Here is a 14,849-nt window from a genome sequence, read left to right on the forward strand (position 1 = left end):
CAGGAAGATACGACTGAGGAGGATAATCCCGAGGAAGATACGACTGAGGAGGATAATATCGAGGAAGATAACACTCAAGAAGATACCACTCAGGAAGACACTACCGAGGAGGATAATATCCAAGAAAATACCACGGAAGAGGATACAACTGAAGCTAAAAATGCAGAGGTAAAAACGACTCAGGAGGAAGTCAGCACCCCAACGAATTCGGGATTTACCCCATCCCCAGTTACCCTTTTTAATTCCCCATCTAATGCTTCCGAAGCGGGCGAAAATTTTCCCGAAGACAACCCGTCGTAAACTGAAGCTGAAAACTCTGTGGAATCTGACCTTTATGACCCCTCGAAGTTCATCATCCCGATCGCATTTCCGTTGATTTTCTCCCCCCATGTCGGAAGTGGAGACACCGAAGCGGGTGATGAGAATGATGCGATCGCGGGAACGGCAGATGCCGACGTTCTCTTCGGTTTCGGCGGGGAAGATGCGATCGCGGCCCTCGACGGCGACGACGAAATTCACGGCAACTCGGAGGGCGACAATATCGACGGGGGCGATGGCAATGATACGGTCTACGCCGGAAAGGGCGACGATCAAGTTTTGGGCGGCGAAGGGGAAGACAGCATCTTCGGCGACCTCGACAACGACACCATCGCCGGAAATGCCGGTAATGACTGGCTCAACGGCAACTCGGGCGAAGATTGGATCGACGGCGGCGACGGCGACGATGAAATGTACGGCGGTAAGGGGAATGATGCCCTGGTCGGAAATGCCGGAACCGATCTGATGTTCGGCGATATCGGCGACGACCTCATCGAGGGGGACGAGGGAAACGATACCGCCTTCGGCAACCGGGGCAACGATACCCTCTTGGGGGGCGACGATGCGGATTTCCTCTACGGCGGCCAGGACGACGACCTGATCGACGGCGGCGGGGGCAACGATACCCTCTTGGGCGATCGCGGGGATGATACCCTTGACGGTGGGGAAGGAGCCGACAGCCTCACCGGGGGCGACGGCGACGATATCCTGGTCGCGGCCGCGGGGGCCGACACCCTCACGGGCGGAAATGGGAGCGATCGCTTCCTTCTGGCCTCCGGTTACGGGCTCAATACCATCACCGATTTTGCCGACGGCGAAGATCTCATCGTCCTCGACGGCGGTTTGACCTTCGCAGACCTGACCCTGACAACCGTCGGCGGTCAAACTCAGATCTCGTCGGGCTCGGACATCCTGGCCCAACTGACGGGTGTGGATGTGGCCGACCTCGACGCCGGCGACTTCACGACTTGGGTCGTCTGACGTGATTTGACCTGAAAGTGCGATCGCCTCCAAAATTCACCGATGGGGGCGATCGCCAGTGGGGCTGGGGATTTCAGGCGTTTCTGGCTTCCGTGTCCATAAGGGTCTTGACATTCGCCGATTGAGGTGTTACAGTGAAATTCGAGAAGTAAGTATCGGTAGCAGAGTTTGTTTTCAGTATTGACAGGTTTTTCTTGTTTTGTAAAGACAACGGTTCTCTCCGAAATCCAAATCTCTACACCTATTTTTTGACGGAGATAACCTATGTCTATCTATGTTGGCAATTTGTCCTATGAGGTTGGCGAACAGGACATCAACGAAGCCTTTTCCGAGTACGGCGAAGTTCGGCGAGTTCACCTACCCACCGATCGCGATACGGGTCGCGTGCGCGGTTTTGCGTTCGTAGAAATGGAATCACTGGATCAAGAAGAGTCCGCGATTTCTGCCCTGAACGGTGCCGAGTGGCTGGGACGTTCCCTGACGGTCAACAAAGCACGACCCCGGGAAGAGCGGGGATCTAACGGCGGCGGTCAGCGACGCAACCGCTTCTAAAGAGCGGGGGAGTGGGACGGCAAAAAAGTCACTGACGTTGCTGCGACCGCTCCCGAGCAATTTTAACAGAAAATGCACCCCTCCGCCCGGGGTGTTTTTTTGTGGCCCGGGACCGGCCCCATCCCGGAAAACCATCCTATTCCGAATGGCGATAGCGATCGCTCAATTCGGGCAAATAATCGAACCCGTCAACGCCAATTATAGCGATGAACTGAGAGCGATGTCGCCCCAAAATTTGCCGAAATTTTTCCTCTCCCAATTGCCCCTGCAAAATCATCACCAAACCCCCCGCCTGCCGCCACCGGGCATCCCCCCGCTGTTCGAGCAAATACATCCCCAGACAGGCGTGGTAGACGGCGGAATCTTCCCGTTCGAGCTGATAGTAAGCCTCCCCCAAATAGGCGTGGGTGAGGGCTTGTAAATCTTGCTCTCCCATCTGTTGGAGGACGGACAAACCTCGCTCCAAAACGGGGACGGCTTGAGCGGGCTGTTCCAGGGAAACATAAGCCATTCCCAAACCCAAATAGGCGAGGGCTTGATTGACCAAATCGTTGAATTTTTCCGATAATTTCAATCCCTGTTCCAGGTAGTTTATGGAACTTTCGAGCTGTTCAAACGTCACCGATCGCTCCTGTCTGGCGATCGCGATCTCGGAAAATCCCAAACTGATCAGAGAGTACGATTCCCCCTGGCGGGCGCCGATCTGTCGGGCTAAAATCAGGGCGCGTTGGGCGTAGGTAGCCGCTTGGGAATAGTCTTTTTGGCGCAACCGCAACCGACTCAGGTGGTTATAATTCGCCACCTCGCAGGCGCGATCGCCCGTCTGAATCGCCCGTTCCAACGCCTCCTGGTGCAGTTCCTCAGCCCGGTAGTGATTGCCGATCCACTGCTGAGAATAGCCAAGAACGGTAAGAATTCTGGCTTTCTCCAGAATATTTTCGACGTAACTGAGGGGGCGATCGAGGTAGGTGATGGTTTCGCGGAAATTGTCACCCGAAAACGATGCGAATACGCCACCGTAAAGGGGAAAATTACTCCGCTGGGCAAATGTCCGCAGAATTTGCAATGTCATTTGAAAGCAACCTCGGGAGAGGCGATCGCGATCGGAATCGGAGGACAATGATTGAAACCCGTTGCTGAGTTCGGACCAAATCATCGCGAACACCATGAACGTCACGCCAGCCAAATTTTGTCCCACCTGGGCACTGTAGGGTTGTTTGTCGAACCAGGTGACAAGTCCCGCCTGCAAGTCCCGCATTAAGATAATCAACCCCACCCATTCTTTCCAGTCGATTTGCTGTTGGGACTGGGCAAAAATTGCGGCGGATTGGTTTTGTGCTTGTCGGGTAAATAGCTCTTTTGCGAGGGGGCTGTTGACGTTTTTTGCCCAGGTTTCCCAGGGTCCTGCTGCCGTCGCACCGCCGCCGAATCCGATGTCTCTCTGGGGGCGATCGTACACCCAGCTAATCAAATAGGGTTCCAGTTCTTTGACAGTGGTGATACCCTGAAGTAATCCCGCCGCATACTGTCGCAATTCCGCCGCTTCCGATTCCTCCGGCAAACGGCCTGCTTCCTGTTCTAAGGTTTGGGCAAGTTGCCGGATTTGGGGATGTTTGAAAACGTAAGATTGGTTGGGGTCGAGAACTTCAATTAAAACGGTCAATCGTTCCTTGGGATCGGCTTCTATAATTTGTTTGACGGCACTGCTAGAATGGCTCTGAACTTGATAATTTTTCTGCCAATCTTCCCAAGCTTGCCGGATCATTTGAATCCCCCGCAGTTGTCGGGTAGCTTTCGCCTGTTTGAGTTCGTCGGACTCGGTTTCGACCAAAGATTCCAGGGCGCCAATTTTTTCGACCAAGCCCCGCTCGAAAATTTCTCCAGTTCCGACTTTAATTTCATCGACCAAGCGTTTGTATATCAAAGCTTTCGACGCAATTTTTCCTTTTAAAATATTGGCGATGATATCATCAATTAGGGCGAGATAGCGTTCTCGATCTGAAGGTTGAGTCATGGTGGTATTGAGTTAAAATTTCAGTAGCACAGGCATCCGGCCTGTGACAAGCTAGAAGCTTGTGTTACGCGGGCGCGGAGCGGTCTGGAATGCAAAAATTGGGGGCGCACAATCCCTTAAATTCTACAGTTGAAATGGCGAGAGTATCGAGCTTTAGAACAAGGATCGCGTGGTTGTTGGTATCGGCGATATATAGGCGATCGCCGATCGCACTGAGCCCTGATGGTTCGGCCAATTGCGCCTCGGTTCCCAAGATGGTTTGAGAGTCTCCCGTCTGCGGATCGACCCGCTTGATCTTGTGATTGTAGGTGTCCGCCACCCACAGGGATTTATTCGCATATTCTACACCCAAACAGTGCTGAAGTCGGACATTAAATCCCCGGCTGTCGCGATCGCGAAGCGTTGCGGATGCAATCTCGCCGAATCCGAACAATTCCCCGCTGCCGCCAATCGTCCGCACCCGGGGATTATCCCCCAAACCCACCCCCCGAATCGAACTGCTTTCGCTGTCGGCGACGAACAACTCCGAACCGTCCGCCGCCAAGCCACTCGGCTGGGAAAATGCCGCCGCCAACAATTCCCCGTCCACGCAGGATTCGGCCCCCCGTCCGGCGTAGGTTTGCACCCGTCCGCCGTCGGGGTCCCACACCCAAATCTGATGGGAACCCGCCATCGCGACGAACAACCGATTCTCCACCCACTCCACATCCCAGGGAGAATTGAGGGCAACTTCCGTCCCCCGTCCGCCGTGGGGGTAGATGTAGCGGCTTTGCCGTCCCGTCCCCGCCACGGTTTCCACCGTCTGGGTGGTGAAATCGATTTTGCGGATGGCGTGATTTTCGGTATCGGCGACGTAGAGAAAATTGCCGTCGGGGGAAATTGCCATCCCCTGGGGGGCGAAAAATTGGGTGTCGGCGAAGGAACCGTCCCGCCATCCCGGCGTCCCGGTGCCGATGACTCGGGGTGCATCCCCGTCCAAATCGCCGACGATCAGGCGGTGGTGTCCCGAATCCGCCACGAAAAGGCGGTTTTGGGTTGAATCTGCCAAAACTTTGCCCGGAAACGCCAGGGGGGTCGTCAGGGGGCAACCCCTTTTTTCTCGGTTGAAATTGAGGGTTTGGGGGGTGATTTTGCCCCGTTCCCGATAGTCCCGGATCAGATTTCCCAACATCTCGTCCAACGCCTCCCGATTGCCTTCCCCCGCCGCGGTTCGGATGCAGTAGCCGAGGGGGTCGATAATGACGAGGGTGGGCCAGGCCCGGACGGCGTATTGTTGCCAAATGTAAAAATCGCGATCGACGATCACCGGATGTTCGATATCGTGGCGGAGAATTGCTTGGCGGATGTTGTCAACGTCCCGTTCGTTGTCGAATTTGGCGGAGTGGACGCCGATGACGGTGAGGCTGTCGGCGTATTTGGTTTCCAGATATTTTAAATCCGGTAAGATGTGGAGGCAATTGATACAACAATAAGTCCAGAAATCCAGAACCACCACCCGTCCCCGCAGTTCGGCCAGAGACAGGGGGCGATCGCAATTTAACCAGGGAAAATCGGCGGGAAGTTCGGGCGATCGCACGCGAGACATGATCGGAGTTTTTGACAACTTAGATATTTTAACAATAGTGTCGCCGAATGGGTTCCTATTTTTGGCGCGATCGTTTCCTCCACCACCGCAATTTCCGACAACATATCCCGCACCCGCAACTCAAATTCCCTAGATGGCACGAATCGCCTCCCGCAGCACCTTTTCCCGCAAATGGGGACGCAATGAATTCGGCGTTCCCAAATCGACCGAACAATCTAACAACTCCTCCAAAACCGATCGCAATTCCAACAGCGTAAACAACCCCACCGGACGCTCGAACTCCACCAAGAAATCGACATCACTTTCCGGGGTCGCCTCATCCCGAGCCACCGATCCGAATAAAAACAGTGCTTTCACTGCAAACTCATCGAGGCGATCGCGGTGAGTCTCCAATAAATCCAGAACCCGTTTCTTATCCATCCGAACGACCTGTTTCGATCTAGAATATATTATCGCTTTCGGGTCGTTCTGGAAACCAAGTCCGTGGGACAATATCCGCTTCCAGCTTTAACTCCGCTTCCGACATTCCGGTACTTTGGAAAATGTCATCGGGGATTGTGATGCTCATGGTTTGTTTCCCAAATCTTTTTTAAGGGTAGCACGAACTCGGTCATGCAAGAAACCGGGTTTCTATGAGAATTGCTGCATTAGAATCGAAGTTTGAGGAAGAAACCCGGTTTCTACATTCAGACGCGATCGCACCCGAGACGGATTATAATTGAGAAGATTTGAGGAAGGGTCAAAAATGGTATCGCTTTCGGGCCGGTCTGGGAATGAATTGAAAATTTATCACCTGCGGGACGAGATCCGCCAATCCGCCGCCGAGTTCCGCCTGTCCCCGGAAATTGTCGGGGCGATCGTTTTGGACGAGTTGGAACGCCGTAGTTTTGAGGACGATATCGAGGAGATTTTGGCGGTAATTTTACCCGGTTTGGTCTACTGGGCCGACTGGTCGATCGGCATCGCCCAAATCAAGCCGAAAACCGCCGAAATCGTCTATCGGGAACTGTTGGGAAATTGCCCCAAACCCAATCAAATCGTGCGATCGCTATTGGATGAAAAAATATCCTGTCGCCTCGTCGCCGCCTACTGTCGCCATATTATCAATCTGTGGCGGGATGCGTTTCCCCCGGCGGAAAATACCGGACTTGACGGCGACGGTGCCCGCCTGTTGGGAACCCTGTATTCCCTCGATCCGACGGGAACTTGGGGGGTGAACGATCGCCCCATTTTCAATGATCGCGGCGAGGGCATCGTCGCCAGTATGCCCCAAATTCGCCAGTTAATTGAAACCTAAATTTCACTGAATTTTGTTGTGGGGATTTAGCCCATTCTTTAATCAGAGCAACTCTTGCAGGGCTACAGTTTGTCGGTCAAAGAATTTAATTTTAATTTTATCGCGATCGTTGAGTAGTGTCAAGCAAACGATATCTCTTCAACGATTCCCTCTTTCTCCAACGCTTTGTGAAATTCCGGCCTGAGTAAAAATGGGGATTTTCCATCCGATTGATTAAAGACTAAATATGTTTTTCTTCTTTTACTCATCGCCAGCGTCTTGCAAATCAATCGAATCGTTCAATATTCTTCGAGACTTATCCAAAGACTCTAGGAATGGGCGATATTCCTTTATTATAGTCAAATATTGAATTTCTTTATTTTCTCCTTCTTCTTCAGTGCCGATATTAAAGTTCGCTTGAAAATAATCCTGCTTTAATGCGGTCAAGCTGTCGGAATGAAGTTCGAGTGAAATATCTTGTATGGGAAATAAATCTGCGTTGAGAGTAGAAATTATTTGTTGTTCTAAAAAATTAGCATATCGGATTAAGATATTGTCGATTAGTTCTGGGGTTAACGCCACAACTCCTTCCCTTTCCCAAGGGATTTCTTCCCAGGTGTGCGATCGCGCAAATTTCCGAATCACATCTTGATTAAAAATCGTCCATAACAGTTGAGCAACATAGGTTTTTCCACTATTATTCAAGCCGACGAAAATATAAAATCGTTGGGATAGATCGATGGTTTGAGTATTACCTCGAATCGGGCCCAAGTTTCTGATCAGTACCTTCATAGCCGTTTTTTATAATTTGAAGAAATATCAGGTTTGCAGGGTTCACCTGAGCCAATCCCGCGCCAATTCCCATCACACTAATTCATCGGTTCGATCTCAATCCAAACCCCAGTTTTCGGTGCCTCTGGCACGTATTCCACCGTCAGTTGGGGCAGGCAACTGAGGCGGTCGTCGAGGATAATTCCTGCACCTTTATGCGTCAGGGCATCCAAACAGGCGCCAGCCAAATTGTCGATGTCGGAATTAGTGCGGTGGTTGCCGAATAAGCGAATCGAAATAGCCGCTCGTCTGAGGGGAAAGCGATCGCGCAAATTTCGGTCTTCAATCTGGCGATAAAGCTCAATTTCCGCCCGGTTCCGCCATTCTCGATATCGTGGCGGCAAATAAGTTCCGTTGTTCGTCACACGGGGGCGAGCTTTCGGCACCACCGGACCGGGAATCACGAATCGAATCACATTAGAATTGGGGGTCTTTTCCGCCTCCGGGGGCTCGTCGATGGGGGTAAACTCGACATCGATCGCCGCCTCTTCGGCTGGCGGAACTTCCACTTCCGGTGGCAGACTTTCCGGTACAATTTTCGGCGGTTCTTGCCGATCTTGAACCGCCGGAGAAGTCGATAACGCCGCCAATCCTCCGTCCATTCCCGGCCAAGTCCGGGCGATCTGGACGTACATCCGGGCCGTCTGTTCCGAGATCTGGGTGTGGGTTTGCCGCCAATGATCCCAGTCTTTTTCGGACAGGTGCGATCGCACCTTCAGCAACATCGCCCCCGCCTTGCAAGCCGGGATCAAAGCCGTCTGAGGCGACTCCAGACAGCGTTGATGTTCGCGATTAATTGCGATCGCGAGTTCCTCAAATTGCGAAATTTTGGGTTGTAACTTGGTCAACACGATTTTTTAGTTGAATTGGGGCGGGGGGAAATTGACAATTGATAATTCTCAAAATTATCAATTGTCAATGCTCAATTATCAATTCGTTACGGGTTCCTCCATCCAATATTGGAGGCTCTGCACTTCCACGTCAGATTGGGTCAAGACCCCCGGTTCGGTCTGCATGGGCAGCACCTCCAGGATATCCCTTTCGCTGCAATATTTCAGGTCATCGTAGCATTTTAAACCGATCAGGCGCTTTCCGTGGCTGGCGTGGTTCATCAGTTCGTACAATTTTTCCCGCCACTGCACATAAAGGGCGATCGCGCCGAAAACTTCGTCATTTCCGGCTAAATCGTCGAGGGGATAGCCCATTTCCGAGGCAAAACTGTCCGCGATCGCCCCCGCACAGACTGTATCTTCCAGGGAAAAACTGCCTTCCCAACCCGATCCCACAATCCACACCGTCTCGGGCATCTTCGTCATCAAATATCGGACGACGGTCTGGCGGTTCACCAGGGCCGCCGTCAGCACCACCGGCGCCGCTTGGACCCGTTTCAGGGCGCGGGTGCCGTTGGTCGTGGTCATGAACAGGCGCTTGCCTCCGACGGCCTCCGGCGTGCAGTTGAGGGGGGAATTCCCCATGTCGCAGCCTTCCACCATCGCGCCGCCCCGTTCGCCGACGCGGATGCGCCGGTCGGCTGGCCATTTCTCGCTCACCTGCATCAATTCGTCGATATCGCTGAAGGCCTGCACACCTTCGGCCCCCGCGTCGAGGGCCGTGGCGATGGTGGTCGTGGCCCGGAGTACGTCAACGACGATCGCACAGTCCGGGGTGCTGTCCGTGGGGGTCAATTCGGGAGTATGGTAAATAAAAAGCTTCACAATGGGGATGGTATAAGTAGAATTACTGACTCTCTATTGTAGGGGTTGGAGGGGAAAAATCGGCAGTCGGTCGTCGATAAAGGCAATTAATCGATCATTATCAATTGTCAATTATCAATTATCAATTCTTCCCACGCCCCACACCCCATCCCCTACGCCCCAACTAAGTCCAAGCCCGGAAAAAGGTATTTTCCCGCCAAGCCGTGGCGGTGCGATTTTCGATCGCGGCCATTTCCTCCGGACTCAGGGGTTTGAAAGCCTGGGCCACCCGGAAATTGGACTCCAACTGTTCCACCGACTCCGCCGCGATGATGCAGCAGTGCACGCCCTCCAAAGACAGGACGTAACCCATCGCCTGTTCCATGCCGTCCAACACGCCATTTCTGAATAAACGCCCGTAGGCGGGGATTTTCATGGCGATGACGCCGACATTCTTTTCCCGGGCTACCGGCAGCACCGTGGGGGCGAAGGGGCGGGGGTGGTGTTTGTCGGCGGCGTTGATGGAAACCAAGGTGGTGTCGAAGGGGTAGCGTCGCAACCCCTCGGCGATGACGTCCGGTTCGTGGTGTCCGGTGATGCCGGTAAATTTGATAATTCCCTGGTCTTTGGCCTCTTCCATCGCCTCGATGGCGCCGTTTTTGCCGAAAATCTCGTCGAGGGTTTCGGGGAAAGAGACGTGGTGGAACTGCCACAAATCGAGGTAATCTGTATTCAGGCGTTTGAGCGATCGCTCCAGTTCCCGCCAGGCTCCATCCCGATCGCGCATCGCCGATTTGCTGGCCAGGAAGATCTGCGATCGGTAGGGGGGCAGGACTTTCCCCAGATGTTCCTCGCTCGCACCGTAGCTGGCGGCGGTGTCGAAATACCGCATCCCCAATTTTAACGCCGCCTCAATTTGGGCGATCGCTTCCGGTTCCCGCCCCGCATCGTCGATGGGCGTCTGCCCCGCCGTCCCCAGGCCGAAAATGGGCAGGCTTTGCCCGGTTTTGCCCAACACCCGTTCGGGGAGGGTGGGCTGTTGGGGCGTCGAAATGGCGGGTTGAGCGACGATTTCGGTGCCGTTGCGTTTCCATACGGCCGTACCGATGATCCCCCCGGCGACGGCTACTCCGGTGGCGATGAATCCCCGTCGGGTCGTTTTCCGTCTCATAAATCCCCCTCGCTTGTCAATTTGGGACAATTTTGTTTTATTCTGGCATATGATGTCGGGTGTAGGGTTTAGGGAATGGGGAATAGGGAATGGGGAATAGGGAATGGGGAATAGGGAATGGGAAATCTGTGTAATCTGCGTCATCTGCGGATGGGAATCGAAAATAGAAATCAATTCATAATCGCTCTCATTTCTACTTTCATCGGTTTGGCTACTCCGCCGATCGCCTGGGCATCAGACCCGCTCTGTCCGGCTGAATTAGAATCGGCAATTGAGGGGATTATTGACCGGCCGGAGTTCGCCCGATCGCGGTGGGGAATTAGTATTGAAACTCTGGAATCGGACGAGGTTTTATATGGGCGCGATCGCGAGGTTTTTTTCATCCCCGCATCGACGGTCAAATTGATGACCACCGCCGCCGCCCTGGAAGAATTGGGGCCGAATTACCGCATCCGAACCTCGATTTACAGCGACGATAACGAAACGGTTTATATCGTCGGGCGGGGCGACCCCAGTTTGACCGACATTCAATTGCAAGAGTTGGCGAAACAGTTGCGCGATCGCGGCATTTCTCAGATCGAAACTTTGGTCGCCGAAGATGGGTATTTCCCCGGTTTTACCGTCAATCAAAATTGGGAGTGGGAGGACGTACAGGCGGGGTACGGTGCGCCCGTCAACAGTTTAATTCTCCACCAAAATTCCCTCGATTTGATGCTGTGGCCGGAAGCGGCCGTTGGGCGACCGCTGCGGGTGACGTGGGTGCGTCCGGAACAGGGAATTGGATGGGAAATTGACAACCGAACCCGCACCGTCGGAACGGGCGATCGCGAATTTGTGGAGATCGGCCGGGAGTTCACCCGCCCCGTCATCCGCGTCGCCGGACAGTTGCGGGTGGGGTCGGAACCGGAACCGGTTTACGCTGCCGTGGTCGAACCGGCGGCGAATTTTTTGCGCGGGTTTAAAACCATTTTAGAACGGGAGGGAATCGTTGTCAATACCGCCAGAGTCGATAACTATTCTCCCCACTCGGAACCGGAAATTGCCGCGATCGAATCTCCCCCGATTTCGGAATTAATTAAAACGGTGAATTTGGAAAGTAATAATGTGTTTACCGAGGCGGTGTTGAAAACCTTGGGGGTGCAGGCACCGACTGCCGACGCGGTGGAAGCGGGATTGGAACGGGTGATCTCGAACCTCACGGCTTTGGGTGTCGATCCCGGGGGGTACGCTCTGGCGGACGGTTCGGGACTCTCCCGCCACAATTTAGTTAGCCCCCAAACCCTGATCGATACCCTGGGGGGGATGGCTGCTTCTCCCCAGGCGGCAATCTATCGCGAATCCCTGCCGGTGGCGGGGGTCAGCGGGACCTTGAAAGGGCGGTTTCGGGACTCGGCGGCGGTGGGGCGGGTGTGGGCGAAAACGGGGACGCTGACGGGGGTTTCTGCCCTGGCTGGGTATGTGGAACCGGCGGATTATTCGCCCCTGGCGTTTGCGATTATCGTCAATCAGTCGAATTTGCAGACCGGGGAATTGCGAGACGCGATCGATGCGATCGTGTTACTCTTGACTCGGCTGCAATCTTGTTAGGGTAGGCAACAGGCAATAGGCAACAGGCAATAGGGAGAAAAACCTTTCACAGTCTGGGTTTTAGAATCGCTCGATTTCCCGACAACCCTGGCGACGGCTATAAATCAGGGTGTGGGGTGTGGGTAAAATGGAGAATTGATCATTATAATTTTCAATCCATTTCTATTTTTATAGTTTTTGGCCCCATAGATTGATGAGTTGAATAACGATGAGTAAAACATTTGCCGAATTGGAAGCCGAGTGGAAGGCGATCAAAAAAAAGTTGGATGCGACGATGGTGGAATATCGGCTGTTGCGGCAGAAGCGGTCGGCGTTTCAGGTCAAATTGATCTTTCCCCGGGATAGTTCTCCGGAGGCGATGCGAGCGTTCCGCGATCGCGAAAAAGAAGTGGTCTCCCAACTGTCGATCGACCTGCGAGACCTCGACCAAGATATCAAAGCCGTCCGCATCCGACTCAAGCAAATCCGGGCGACCTTGGCGGTGAAACAGACTCAAATCTACCAGTTGCAAGCGCAGTCTGTGTGGAAAAAAATGATCGAAAAAGCGGAGGCGATCAACCAATTGGCGACTCAAATGGAGGGGGAAATCAAAACCCTGTCCGCGATCGCGGAGGATTTTTATCCCCCAACCGAGAAGTGGCTGCCCCAACATCCGGAATTGGCTCAAATTTCGGCGACCACCATCCCCCGCGTCTTTTGGAAAGATAACCATCTGGAAGTGCGGGACAAGGCGATCGACTGGGACTCGGAAGAGACTTAAAATTGATCGGTCATCCGCCAAAATTTCTGATAAAATAGTATCGGTTCTTACAGTTGGATTCAAAGAAAAAATTACGACCCCCAGACACGGCTATTTAATCGATGAATACTAAAGAAGATCTGCGCCAAACCTTACTCGACCTCGATAACCGAGGTTACAAAGCCTACAAAGATTTATTGGGCGAATATCAGTTTCCGGACTTTACCTTAATTATCGATTACGTCCAGGGCGACCCCTTCGCGGCCCCCAGCAAATTTCGGGTGCGAGTCCCCGCCGCGATCGCATCGTTCCCCCCCCAACTCTACCAGACCCCGAGCCGGGAAATCGCCCTGCGGGACTACCTGACCCGGCAATTCGATCGCGCCGCCCACGAACTCAGCAGCCGCCGGGGCACCGGAAAAAGCGGAATGATCGCCATCACGCGGGTGGGACAGGAAGTCCTCGATCGCACCTCCGCCTACCTCGTCCAAGTCGCCCACGCGGCGGCCCCCAAACCCAAGGGGGGCAACCCCGCCCTGGAACGGGCCAAACCCGCCCCCGCTTCCGATGAAAAGGGCGTCGAGATCCGCTTTTTCGTGGGACTTCCAGCCCGGGGACGCAACATTTTGGGCCGCCAAGCCGCCGCCATGCTGTGCGAGGATATCCCCGCGATCGTCGATCGCGCCCTCAAATATGACAGTTTGGACCCGGATGCCTGCCGCCGCCACGTCGAAACCGTCGAAGACGCGGACGCCCTGCGGGGACAACTCGGCGATCGCTCTTTGGTGGCCTTCGTGCCCAACGGCGCCATCCTCCCCCGCCAGAGTGGGGTCAACGACCGCCCCCTGAAGTCTGAAACCGCCGTCCCGTTCCAGTCTCCCCCCAGCCTGGAAGTGGAATTGACCCGTCCCAACGGTGGCGCGATCGCCGGAATGGGCATCCCCGAGGGCATTACGTTGATCGTCGGGGGCGGCTACCACGGCAAGTCCACCTTATTGAAGGCGATCGAACGGGGCGTTTACAACCACATCCCCGGGGACGGTCGGGAATTCGTCGTCACCAACCCCGCCGCCGTCAAAATTCGCGCCGAAGATGGCCGCAGCGTCTCGGGCGTCGATATTTCGCCGTTCATCAACCAACTGCCCCAGGAGAAATCCACCCGCCAATTTTCCACCGAAAACGCCAGCGGCAGCACCAGCCAAGCCGCCAACATCATGGAGGCCCTGGAAACCCTGCTGCTGGGGGATACGCCCACGGCCCCGGTTTTGCTGGTGGACGAGGACACGGCGGCGACGAATTTCATGATCCGCGATCGGCGGATGCAGGCCCTCATCGCCAAGGAACGGGAACCCATCACCCCGTTTATCGACAAGATCCGCCAACTCTACACGGACTATAGCGTTTCCACGATTTTGGTGATGGGGGGCAGCGGGGACTATTTCGACGTGGCGGATACCGTCATCGCGATGGACAATTTCCAACCCCTGGAACTGACGGAAAAGGCCAAGGCGATCGCAGCGGAGTACACCACCGGACGGACGGCGGAGGGGGGCCAGCAGTTCGGAAGCCTCACCCCGCGTATTCCCCTCCCCGAAAGCCTCGACCCCAGCCGGGGACGGCGGGACGTGCGGGTGAAGGTGCGGGATATCGACGAGGTGACGTTCGGGACCGAAGATGTGGACCTGTCGGCCGTGGAACAGTTGGTTTCCAAAGATCAATTGCGGGCGATCGCGGAGGCGATGGTTTATGCCCGACAACATTATATGGACGGACGGCAGACGTTGACCCAAATCCTCGATCGCGTCATGGCGGATATCGCCGAAAAGGGTTTGGATGCGATTACCCAGTTTCCCCAGGGGGATCTGGCGTTGTTCCGGCGGTTTGAGTTGGCCGCGGCGATCAACCGGGTGCGGACGTTGGAGATGAAATAGGGCGATCGGTTTTCGCCCTCACCCCCGGCCCCTCTCCCAATTTTGGGAGAGGGGAGGAAAGGGTTTTTTTAATTGATATCAGATCCGATTTAGTTATAGCAATGAGCGCTCGTGTGTTTACAGTTCGGTTCGTGGAACAGAACCCGAAACTTCCATGTGTCTTGGCGATT

General features: G+C 54.4%; 15 protein-coding genes. 7 read left to right on the top strand and 8 right to left on the bottom strand.

The window, feature by feature from the left end; translation table 11 throughout:
- The 3 genes from AC0QHF_RS02070 to AC0QHF_RS02080 all read left to right on the top strand — a co-directional run.
- The coding region (locus AC0QHF_RS02070; protein ID WP_375341392.1) for a hypothetical protein at positions 1–300 on the top strand (300 nt) is incomplete at its 5' end.
- Positions 301–318: 18 nt separating this feature from the next.
- Positions 319–1,299: a calcium-binding protein gene (locus AC0QHF_RS02075; RefSeq protein WP_324702522.1), complete on the top strand. Its 981-nt coding sequence runs from the start codon at positions 319–321 to the stop codon at positions 1,297–1,299.
- Between the two features lie 264 nt (positions 1,300–1,563).
- Positions 1,564–1,851, top strand: a complete 288-nt coding sequence (locus AC0QHF_RS02080; protein WP_324702523.1) for an RNA recognition motif domain-containing protein — start codon at positions 1,564–1,566, stop codon at positions 1,849–1,851.
- 136 nt (positions 1,852–1,987) lie between these two features.
- Here AC0QHF_RS02080 and AC0QHF_RS02085 read toward each other — a convergent pair whose 3' ends face one another.
- From AC0QHF_RS02085 to AC0QHF_RS02100, 4 genes are all read right to left on the bottom strand, one after another.
- Positions 1,988–3,865 carry a tetratricopeptide repeat protein gene (locus AC0QHF_RS02085; protein ID WP_324702524.1) on the bottom strand — a complete coding sequence of 626 codons (1,878 nt, stop codon included), beginning with the start codon at positions 3,863–3,865 and terminating at the stop codon, positions 1,988–1,990.
- Positions 3,866–3,929: 64 nt separating this feature from the next.
- Entirely contained in the window at positions 3,930–5,468 is a 1,539-nt protein-coding gene (locus tag AC0QHF_RS02090; RefSeq protein ID WP_473113521.1) for a thioredoxin-like domain-containing protein, read from the bottom strand.
- Positions 5,469–5,579: 111 nt separating this feature from the next.
- Positions 5,580–5,870 (bottom strand): nucleotidyltransferase family protein, encoded by a 291-nt coding sequence (locus AC0QHF_RS02095; RefSeq protein WP_324702525.1) that lies wholly within the window; start codon positions 5,868–5,870, stop codon positions 5,580–5,582.
- A 19-nt stretch (positions 5,871–5,889) separates the two neighbouring features.
- Positions 5,890–6,018 carry a hypothetical protein gene (locus AC0QHF_RS02100; protein ID WP_324702526.1) on the bottom strand — a complete coding sequence of 43 codons (129 nt, stop codon included), beginning with the start codon at positions 6,016–6,018 and terminating at the stop codon, positions 5,890–5,892.
- A 177-nt stretch (positions 6,019–6,195) separates the two neighbouring features.
- Between AC0QHF_RS02100 and AC0QHF_RS02105 the strand changes: the two genes are divergently transcribed.
- Entirely contained in the window at positions 6,196–6,747 is a 552-nt protein-coding gene (locus tag AC0QHF_RS02105) for a hypothetical protein (protein WP_324702527.1), read from the top strand.
- 240 nt (positions 6,748–6,987) lie between these two features.
- Here AC0QHF_RS02105 and AC0QHF_RS02110 read toward each other — a convergent pair whose 3' ends face one another.
- The 4 genes from AC0QHF_RS02110 to AC0QHF_RS02125 form a co-directional block, all read right to left on the bottom strand.
- The gene (locus AC0QHF_RS02110) at positions 6,988–7,518 is read right to left on the bottom strand and encodes an AAA family ATPase (protein WP_324702528.1); all 531 of its coding nucleotides are present in this window, start codon (positions 7,516–7,518) and stop codon (positions 6,988–6,990) included.
- Between the two features lie 77 nt (positions 7,519–7,595).
- Positions 7,596–8,408: a RusA family crossover junction endodeoxyribonuclease gene (locus tag AC0QHF_RS02115; RefSeq protein WP_324702529.1), complete on the bottom strand. Its 813-nt coding sequence runs from the start codon at positions 8,406–8,408 to the stop codon at positions 7,596–7,598.
- 78 nt (positions 8,409–8,486) lie between these two features.
- Positions 8,487–9,272 (bottom strand): 2-phosphosulfolactate phosphatase family protein, encoded by a 786-nt coding sequence (locus tag AC0QHF_RS02120; RefSeq protein WP_324702530.1) that lies wholly within the window; start codon positions 9,270–9,272, stop codon positions 8,487–8,489.
- Between the two features lie 163 nt (positions 9,273–9,435).
- The gene (locus tag AC0QHF_RS02125) at positions 9,436–10,422 is read right to left on the bottom strand and encodes an aldo/keto reductase (RefSeq protein WP_324702531.1); all 987 of its coding nucleotides are present in this window, start codon (positions 10,420–10,422) and stop codon (positions 9,436–9,438) included.
- Between the two features lie 150 nt (positions 10,423–10,572).
- On the opposite strand from AC0QHF_RS02125, the gene dacB reads away from it, so the two are divergent.
- The 3 genes from dacB to AC0QHF_RS02140 all read left to right on the top strand — a co-directional run bounded on the left by dacB (position 10,573) and on the right by AC0QHF_RS02140 (position 14,679).
- Complete coding sequence (dacB, locus tag AC0QHF_RS02130) at positions 10,573–12,009, top strand: D-alanyl-D-alanine carboxypeptidase/D-alanyl-D-alanine endopeptidase (protein ID WP_375341393.1); 1,437 nt, start codon at positions 10,573–10,575, stop codon at positions 12,007–12,009.
- Between the two features lie 208 nt (positions 12,010–12,217).
- Positions 12,218–12,769: a hypothetical protein gene (locus tag AC0QHF_RS02135; RefSeq protein ID WP_324702533.1), complete on the top strand. Its 552-nt coding sequence runs from the start codon at positions 12,218–12,220 to the stop codon at positions 12,767–12,769.
- A gap of 101 nt (positions 12,770–12,870) precedes the next feature.
- A complete protein-coding gene (locus AC0QHF_RS02140) occupies positions 12,871–14,679 on the top strand; it encodes an ABC-ATPase domain-containing protein (RefSeq protein WP_324702534.1) in 1,809 nt (602 codons plus the stop codon).
- Positions 14,680–14,849: the final 170 nt, after the last annotated feature.

It is taken from the genome of Lyngbya sp. CCY1209, from assembly GCF_055795065.1.

Bases quoted from the DNA above. Each gene is read 5' to 3' on its own strand.
- AC0QHF_RS02080 (WP_324702523.1), top strand. From the start codon at position 1,564: ATGTCTATCTATGTTGGCAATTTGTCCTATGAGGTTGGCGAACAGGAC.
- AC0QHF_RS02085 (WP_324702524.1), bottom strand. From the start codon at position 3,865: ATGACTCAACCTTCAGATCGAGAACGCTATCTCGCCCTAATTGATGAT.
- AC0QHF_RS02095 (WP_324702525.1), bottom strand. From the start codon at position 5,870: ATGGATAAGAAACGGGTTCTGGATTTATTGGAGACTCACCGCGATCGC.
- AC0QHF_RS02100 (WP_324702526.1), bottom strand. From the start codon at position 6,018: ATGAGCATCACAATCCCCGATGACATTTTCCAAAGTACCGGAATGTCG.
- AC0QHF_RS02105 (WP_324702527.1), top strand. From the start codon at position 6,196: ATGGTATCGCTTTCGGGCCGGTCTGGGAATGAATTGAAAATTTATCAC.
- AC0QHF_RS02110 (WP_324702528.1), bottom strand. From the start codon at position 7,518: ATGAAGGTACTGATCAGAAACTTGGGCCCGATTCGAGGTAATACTCAA.
- AC0QHF_RS02125 (WP_324702531.1), bottom strand. From the start codon at position 10,422: ATGAGACGGAAAACGACCCGACGGGGATTCATCGCCACCGGAGTAGCC.
- dacB (WP_375341393.1), top strand. From the start codon at position 10,573: ATGGGAATCGAAAATAGAAATCAATTCATAATCGCTCTCATTTCTACT.
- AC0QHF_RS02135 (WP_324702533.1), top strand. From the start codon at position 12,218: ATGAGTAAAACATTTGCCGAATTGGAAGCCGAGTGGAAGGCGATCAAA.
- AC0QHF_RS02140 (WP_324702534.1), top strand. From the start codon at position 12,871: ATGAATACTAAAGAAGATCTGCGCCAAACCTTACTCGACCTCGATAAC.